At 61.9% G+C, this 6,503-nt stretch carries 5 protein-coding genes and 1 pseudogene; 4 read left to right on the forward strand and 2 right to left on the reverse strand.

Annotated elements, in window-relative coordinates; translation table 11 throughout:
• Nucleotides 1-276 (forward strand): amidohydrolase family protein (locus tag EBE87_RS27290; RefSeq protein ID WP_147426223.1); only part of this gene is annotated, 276 nt, incomplete at its 5' end.
• A 450-nt stretch (nt 277-726) separates the two neighbouring features.
• Here EBE87_RS27290 and EBE87_RS27295 read toward each other — a convergent pair.
• Nucleotides 727-2,457 (reverse strand): hypothetical protein, encoded by a 1,731-nt coding sequence (locus EBE87_RS27295; protein WP_120640799.1) that lies wholly within the window; start codon nt 2,455-2,457, stop codon nt 727-729.
• A gap of 257 nt (nt 2,458-2,714) precedes the next feature.
• Between EBE87_RS27295 and EBE87_RS27300 the strand changes: the two are divergent.
• Both EBE87_RS27300 and EBE87_RS27305 read left to right on the forward strand, forming a co-directional pair.
• Nucleotides 2,715-2,981, forward strand: a pseudogene (locus tag EBE87_RS27300) (transposase); the annotation flags it as partial.
• 29 nt (nt 2,982-3,010) lie between these two features.
• Complete coding sequence (locus tag EBE87_RS27305; protein ID WP_120640800.1) at nt 3,011-3,748, forward strand: IS6 family transposase; 738 nt, start codon at nt 3,011-3,013, stop codon at nt 3,746-3,748.
• A gap of 349 nt (nt 3,749-4,097) precedes the next feature.
• Here EBE87_RS27305 and EBE87_RS27310 read toward each other — a convergent pair whose 3' ends face one another.
• Nucleotides 4,098-5,171 carry an acyltransferase family protein gene (locus EBE87_RS27310; protein ID WP_367605448.1) on the reverse strand — a complete coding sequence of 358 codons (1,074 nt, stop codon included), beginning with the start codon at nt 5,169-5,171 and terminating at the stop codon, nt 4,098-4,100.
• A 322-nt stretch (nt 5,172-5,493) separates the two neighbouring features.
• On the opposite strand from EBE87_RS27310, the gene EBE87_RS27315 reads away from it, so the two are divergent.
• A protein-coding gene (locus tag EBE87_RS27315; protein WP_120640802.1) for an IS5 family transposase occupies nt 5,494-6,299 on the forward strand; the annotation gives its coding sequence in 2 pieces (ribosomal slippage) (nt 5,494-5,830 and nt 5,830-6,299; 807 coding nt in all).
• Nucleotides 6,300-6,503 lie beyond the last annotated feature (204 nt).

The following is a 6,503-nucleotide window of genomic DNA, read 5'->3' on the forward strand; positions in this document are numbered from 1 at the left end:
AAAACCTGGGTGAAGCTCTCCGGCGCCTACATGGACACCAAGGTTGGGCCAGCCGGTCGCTGGTCTGATACGGTCCCCGTTGCACAGGGCTATACGACAGGCGCGCTGGAGCGGTGCGTCTGGGCGAGTGACTGGCCGCATGTCACCGAGCCGGCCGAGAAGCCCGATGACGCGGCGCTGTTCGACCTACTGGCCGAATGGGTCCAGGACGAGGCCGCGCGCAAGCAGGTGCTCGTCGACAATCCAGCGGTCCTGTACAGCTTCTCGAAAGGTTGAGCGGACTTGGCCTGTGCTCTCGGCAGCACGGGCCAGGCAGCCTGCTTCATCCAACTGCAACGCTCGACGAACAAAGCAATCTGGCAGTGCGTCACCCGCATGCCCAAGACGCAAAAATCCCGGCCTTAAGGGCCGGGGTCGGTAGCCAAGCGGATCTTCCAATCGCTGCGCCAACTGGTCACGACTGGCCCGAAAGCTTGCCCGGTGGCCATTCACCCTTGAAGGGGTGAGTGCCCGCTCGCGGCGCCTCCAAGCTGCGGTGTGGGTAGGCGTCCAACCGCGACCCCGTGAAAACTGCTCCTATACCTTTGAGGTTTCTGCTGATTTCGCTCAGAGCGCGGGGTCCCAATCGGCGCCGACGGGGACCCCGGCACACAACCTAATCTGCAACCAGATCCAACAGGTTATGAGTTACTCAGGGTGGGGCCCGATTGGGTTCTGAAAGACACCTTACTCTGCAGACAGGAACTGGTAGAGGTATTCCAGCGCGCAGATGCGGACAAAATGCTCAGTGTCGGTGACGGCAGTCATGTCGAAGTAGCGAGACATGATTTCTGTGCTGCCCAGCAGCCCCAGCACCTGGGCACCAAAGGCCGTTTCTCCTGGTGTGCCTACCTTCCGCAGCCGCCGCAACCGGTACATGTTGCGGCGTAGCAGGGCCGGGCGCTGATAGCCAAGCCAGCTGGCAGCACGCTGCCGAAAGGGCGCATCGGCCTCGAAGCTGTGTCCGTATTGCGATGGATGCTTTGCCAGGGCCGGATCAGCTCGGCGGATCAGCCGGCTCTGGAAGCTGCCATAGTTCTTGTAACCTATAGGTATCCGGAGGGAGAGATCGACAATTCGGCTTTCGTAGAAAGGCAGATTCGAATAGCCAACTCGACCATTGATGCTGTTGTCCCGCCCGAACCAGGAACGGCAGCGCAGGTGCGGATAGATCGCTTCGACCTGCTGGCGGAGCAGCACGCGTTGCTCGCGTCCCAAGATATCAGCGATCTTGCCGGCGATGGACGCCTCGTACAGCTGCACATCGGCGGGGTTGCGGCACATCCTGCGGTCAAACTGACTAAAGAATGCGGCGATGAGGTGGTTGGTGGCTATTGGCCGGTCCGGCAGACCAAAGAAGTTCCGCAGCACCTCACCCGCGCCACCGTGGACGTTCAAGGCACCGCCGGCGTGCCGGGCTGCTCGTGCCTCATGTTCCCGCTCATGCCTGAAGATCCAGATCTGACTGAAGCCATCATAGATGTGGAAGTTCCTTCGCACCATTTTCGCGAAGTCTTCCGGGCTGGGCTGGAGGGGTAAGTGCTTGTCGACTACCTCGAGTGGCAACCCCTCTGCCCGGGCGATGTCGGAGGCGATCAGCACATCCTGGCTGCCTCCATCGCCGTAGACAAAGAGCCTTGGGATTGTTCCGGCATGGCGGAACAGAGCCAGCAATAGACGCGTATCGTAGCCACCGGACAGTGCCAGGGTCGTGTTGCCGCCAAAGATGCGGATCAGCCGGCGCGTGTGATCCGAAAGCGCATCGAAGACCTGCTCGGTTAACGCTTCCACGGGCTCGTTGGAAACAGGAAGAGACAAGATCGGGCACGTTCGGGTGGCGAAAGGTGCGTGGGAGAGATGCAGCGTCTCGCCCAGACCGGCCTTCTGGACCTCCTGGACCGGTGTGCCGGTTCCAAGGGTGACGCCGTTGAAGACATATTCCAGCACACTGGCGCGGTTGATGCTGCAGCGTGGCAGAGCCGTCGCAACGGCGAGGAACGAGGAGCTGACGATGCCCAGGTCGGCAGTTCGGAAGATCTCATAGGAGGAGTTGATGTCGCGGTAGATGGTGACTGCGCTGCGCTCTCCGGCAATCAAGGCATACTGGCCGAGGCAGCGCCCGAGTTCCGTTGCTAAGCGTCCGGCGCGGCGGGCCTCCTGAAGCTTGCGCAGCGCATCCTGGCCTACGGCGTCGTCAAGGATCAGGGTTCCGATCGAGGCAAGGAAGCTGCCGTCGCCAGTATCGATCAGATTGATGATACCAGAGCCAATCTTGCCATAGAAATCCAGCGCGTAGGAGGCTCCAGAGAGCGCCACTGGCGCGCCGAACCCAGCTTCCCGGAAGTTGGTGCGGGAGGTCGCCAGCTTCCTCTCGGCATCCGCGCACAGATGCTTGCTGATGTAGAAAAATCCGCCCATGCGCTCAGTGCTCCAAATCTGGAGCTTAGCAAATACGAGATGCTGCTGAGCCGCCAGGGGGATATCTACGATTTCGCATCGATTGTATGCCGTGCCCCCAGCTAGGGCCGACAACCGCAAGTGGATATGGATCATGCGAGGTTGAGTGGGCGCACTGCGGTACGGGTACGTCTGATGGCACAGATGGACACTTCGAACAACCTCGCTGCTGAGACGCGAAATTGATTCACTGCCGCTGGTCAGCGGAGATGGTGGCGATGGCGGATCAGCCGGGCTTCTTCGATGTGAATGAGCGGCATGCAGCGCTCTCTGCCGCGGGCGATCCGCTGGAGCGCCTTGCGACCGTGGTCGATTTCGAGATCTTCCGTCCCGTGCTGGATACGGCACTGGCGCGGTCGGACCGCAGCCGCGGCGGACGCCCGCCCTATGATGCCGTGATGATGTTCCGCATCCTGCTGCTGCAGGCGCTCTACAGCCTCTCCGATGAGCAGGCAGAATTCCAGCTGCGCGACCGCTTGAGCTGGCATTGTCACGTTTGCTGGCCCTGGCCGGAATGAGGTGGCTCGGCCAAGCTGGCGAGATACCGTCCGACCTTACCAAGTATCCCGGGTACCGCTTCCCAGCCGAGGTCATCCACCATGCCGTCTGGCTCTACCACCTGTTCAGCCTGAGCCTGCGCGATATCGAGCTGATCCTGGCCGGGCGAGGCATGGTCGTCAGCCATGAGAGCATCCGCCGCTGGTATCTCCGCTTCGGGGCTGATTTCGCCGCCAAGCTACGCAAGCACCGGCCGAGGCCAGGCGACGCCTGGCACCTTGATGAGGTGTTCCTGAAGATCAACGGGGATCTGCAGTATCTCTGGCGCGCCGTCGATCAGAACGGCATCGTACTCGACATCCTGGTCCAGGATCGGCGCAATGCCACGGCCAGCAGACGCTTCTTCAAGCGTCTGCTGGCGGGCCTCAAGTACAAGCCGCGGCGGCTCATCACCGATGGCCTGCGGAGCTGCGGTGCGGCGCATCGCGATCTGTTGCCCAAGGTTGGGCATCGCACCAGCCGATACCTCAACAACCGGGCAGAGAACTCACACCGGCCGACGCGCCGGCGAGAACGCCAGATGCAGCGAATCAAGTCTCCGGAGCAGGCGCAGCGCTTCCTCTCGGCACACAGCATGATCTATGGCCACTTCCGCCCGCGGCGGCACTTGATGACCGCCGATCAGTACCGTCGTGTACGTGACAAGGCCTTCCGGATCTGGCGGCAGGAGACGTGTGTCCAGGCGTCCGTGTAAGGCCGCGCAGGCTGCGTCGCTCCACCAAACTCGCCTGGTCACCAGACAACGTGACAATGCCCTTCAGAGTGCTCGCTCGCGTAAGTGCGGCGGACCCTGGTATTCAAGAAGAAGAGCTTTCGGTCCGGTGTGAGATGCGGTCGGCCCTGTGCCCGTCCAAGACGCGAGTGTGACAAGACCGCCAAAGATCACAGCCCCCAGAGCCAAGGTGGCCACCCGGCGTACCCGCTGGGAAGTCCAGCTGGGCATGCCGGCTGCCGCATCTCTCATGGCGGCATAGAGACTGGGCACAATCATGCCTGCAACACACAGCGAAATCGCAATCAGAGAGCTGGAGAAGTTCTTGAGGTCAGCCATGGGTGGGCCTTGCGCCTCCCGTTGGGAAACGATGCGACGGCTGCTTCAGCCTTCCCCCAGACAGAGCAGAAGCAATCGGACCCGGCAGACGGGAGATGAGGTTCGCGGTGAGAACGCCCACTCCCACCGCGACCAAGCTGGCGAAGGCGCGATAATAGCTGTCTGACCACCCAAAGTGGTCCCACACAGCAGCAAGGCCCAGCAGCACCCACCAATGGGTCAGGAAAATCACAAACGAATACCGCTTTCCCAAGGCGGACAGAGACGGCCAATTGGGTAGCCTGATCACAAGCCCAATAACCAGAATGCTGAAGGCGGTCAGCGTTGCCAGATCCAGTACCGTCGGGTCGCCCAGATGCGTATTCCCGAAGGCCCAGATGGGCAGCAGCGCTGCGGACAGGATGGCCATCGGCAGCACAGCACGGCCGCAAAGCACCATCAGTTGCGGGAATGTGCGCAGGCCAAAGCCCATCAGGAAGAACACCGGGATCGTGTTCCGGATGATGATCCGCTCATCCAGATCCAGGCCGTAGTTAACCACAACAGCCAGCATCGCGAGGGCAAGGCCTACCGGATGCCGCAGCACAGGCCTGAGCAACGAGAAGGCCATGAAGGTGATGAACAGATCGCGCAGGAAATAGAGGGGCGCGTTGGCGGGAGCGCCGTGGAAGGCGGTCACGTCATTGACAAGGTCATAGCGTGATTGCGTTGCCACCAGCGCCTCCGGCACGATCTTGAACGTCTCGTTCAGGAGCACCAGCACCACCACAGCGCCGGTGTTCCATGCCAGGAAGGGCAGGATCAGCGTTCTTGCTTTCTGGCGTGCAACGCCAAGCAAGCTGGAACGGGTGGAACCCACGAAAAGATAGCCAGAGAACAAGGACAGGGCCGGTACAGCGGCCCTGGTCAGAACGATCAAGGCGCGATCGAGATGTCCATAATCAGCGGCTGGCTCCGCTGTGAGCAGCAATGCGTGGTTCACCACCACGAGGGCGATCAGCACGAACCTCCAAGAGTCCAAATTATTGCTCAGAGTCTTATGTCCGTAGATTCGTGCCGGGCACATTCAGCTCGCCTCTTTGTTCAGAACGAGAAAAAGCCGCCCGGAACGCAAAGCGTCAACAGATAAGTTTCGTTACCGAACGTATTTTCTATTTATGTAAATATTTTTAGTACTATTTTTGATACGCCCTTTCGAGCTTTGCCGGCTATCCTGGCGCGCTACATGCGGTGGATCGGCATCTCACACAGGCGTTTGCCAAGGCTCCCAGAGCCCTGAAATGGGTTCAGGGCGCCGCAACCTTAGCCTGAGGAAGGTGCCTGCACCCGGCGGTTGCGTAGGTGGATAAGAGCGTCTAACGAAAGCTCCCGAGCGGCGTTGGTGGGGCATGGCAAAGCCCCTTGTTCCCGATGATCTCTGGGCTGCGGTCGCGCCGCTACTGCCGCCCGAACGGCCCAAGCCGCAGGGCGGGCGCCCTCGAGTGTCGGACCGGGCTGCGCTGACCGGCATCGTGTTTGTCCTGACCACTGGCACCGCCTGGGAGCGGCTGCCGGTGGAGATGGGCTGCGGGTCGGGTATGACCTGCTGGCGTCGGCTGCGGGACTGGCAGGAAGCGGGTGTGTGGAGCCGCCTGCATCGGGTGCTGCTGGAGCGCCTTCAGGCAGCGGAGGCCATCGACTGGTCGCGGGCCGCGCTCGACAGCGCCAGCATCGGAGCCAAAAGGGGGGCGCGGAGATCGGCCCAAACCCGACGGACCGTGGCAAGCCGGGCACCAAGCGCCATCTCATCACGGACGCCCGCGGCACGCCGCTTGGCCTGACACTGAGCGGCGCCAACCGTCACGACAGCCGCATGCTGGCCGCCACATTGGATGCTGTGCCGCGCGTTCGGACTGGAGGACGGGGGCGCCCTCGCCGCAGGCCCGGCAAGCTGCACGCCGACAAGGCCTACGATCATCGCCGCTGCCGCCAGGAGTGCCGCATCCGTGGCGTCACTCCGCGGATTGCACGACGCAGCATCGAGAGCAGCCAGAGGCTCGGCAAACACAGGTGGGTCGTTGAGCGGACCTTCGCCTGGATCAACCGCTTCCGCCGCCTCACCATCCGCTACGAACGGCGCGCCGACATTCACCTGGCCTTCACCACACTTGCCTGCGCCCTCGTCTGCCTCAACCAGATCCGCAGGTTCTGTTAGGTGTTCTTAGCTCGACTTTGGCCATCTGAGGCAGGCATAGGCGGCGAGACGGGTGACTGGCTAGGCTGGCGTGTCCCCGCCAAGAGACGGCGCTATGCTTCACCTGCCCTCCCGCTTCGCCGCGGTGATCCTGAGCTTTGCGCCGCTGTTTTTCCAGCGCAGTTGGCGACATGCCGAAGTGCTGCTGATCGGGGCCATTTTGGC

This window comes from Teichococcus wenyumeiae (assembly GCF_003696345.1).
GTDB classification, from domain to species: Bacteria; Pseudomonadota; Alphaproteobacteria; order Acetobacterales; family Acetobacteraceae; genus Pseudoroseomonas; species Pseudoroseomonas wenyumeiae.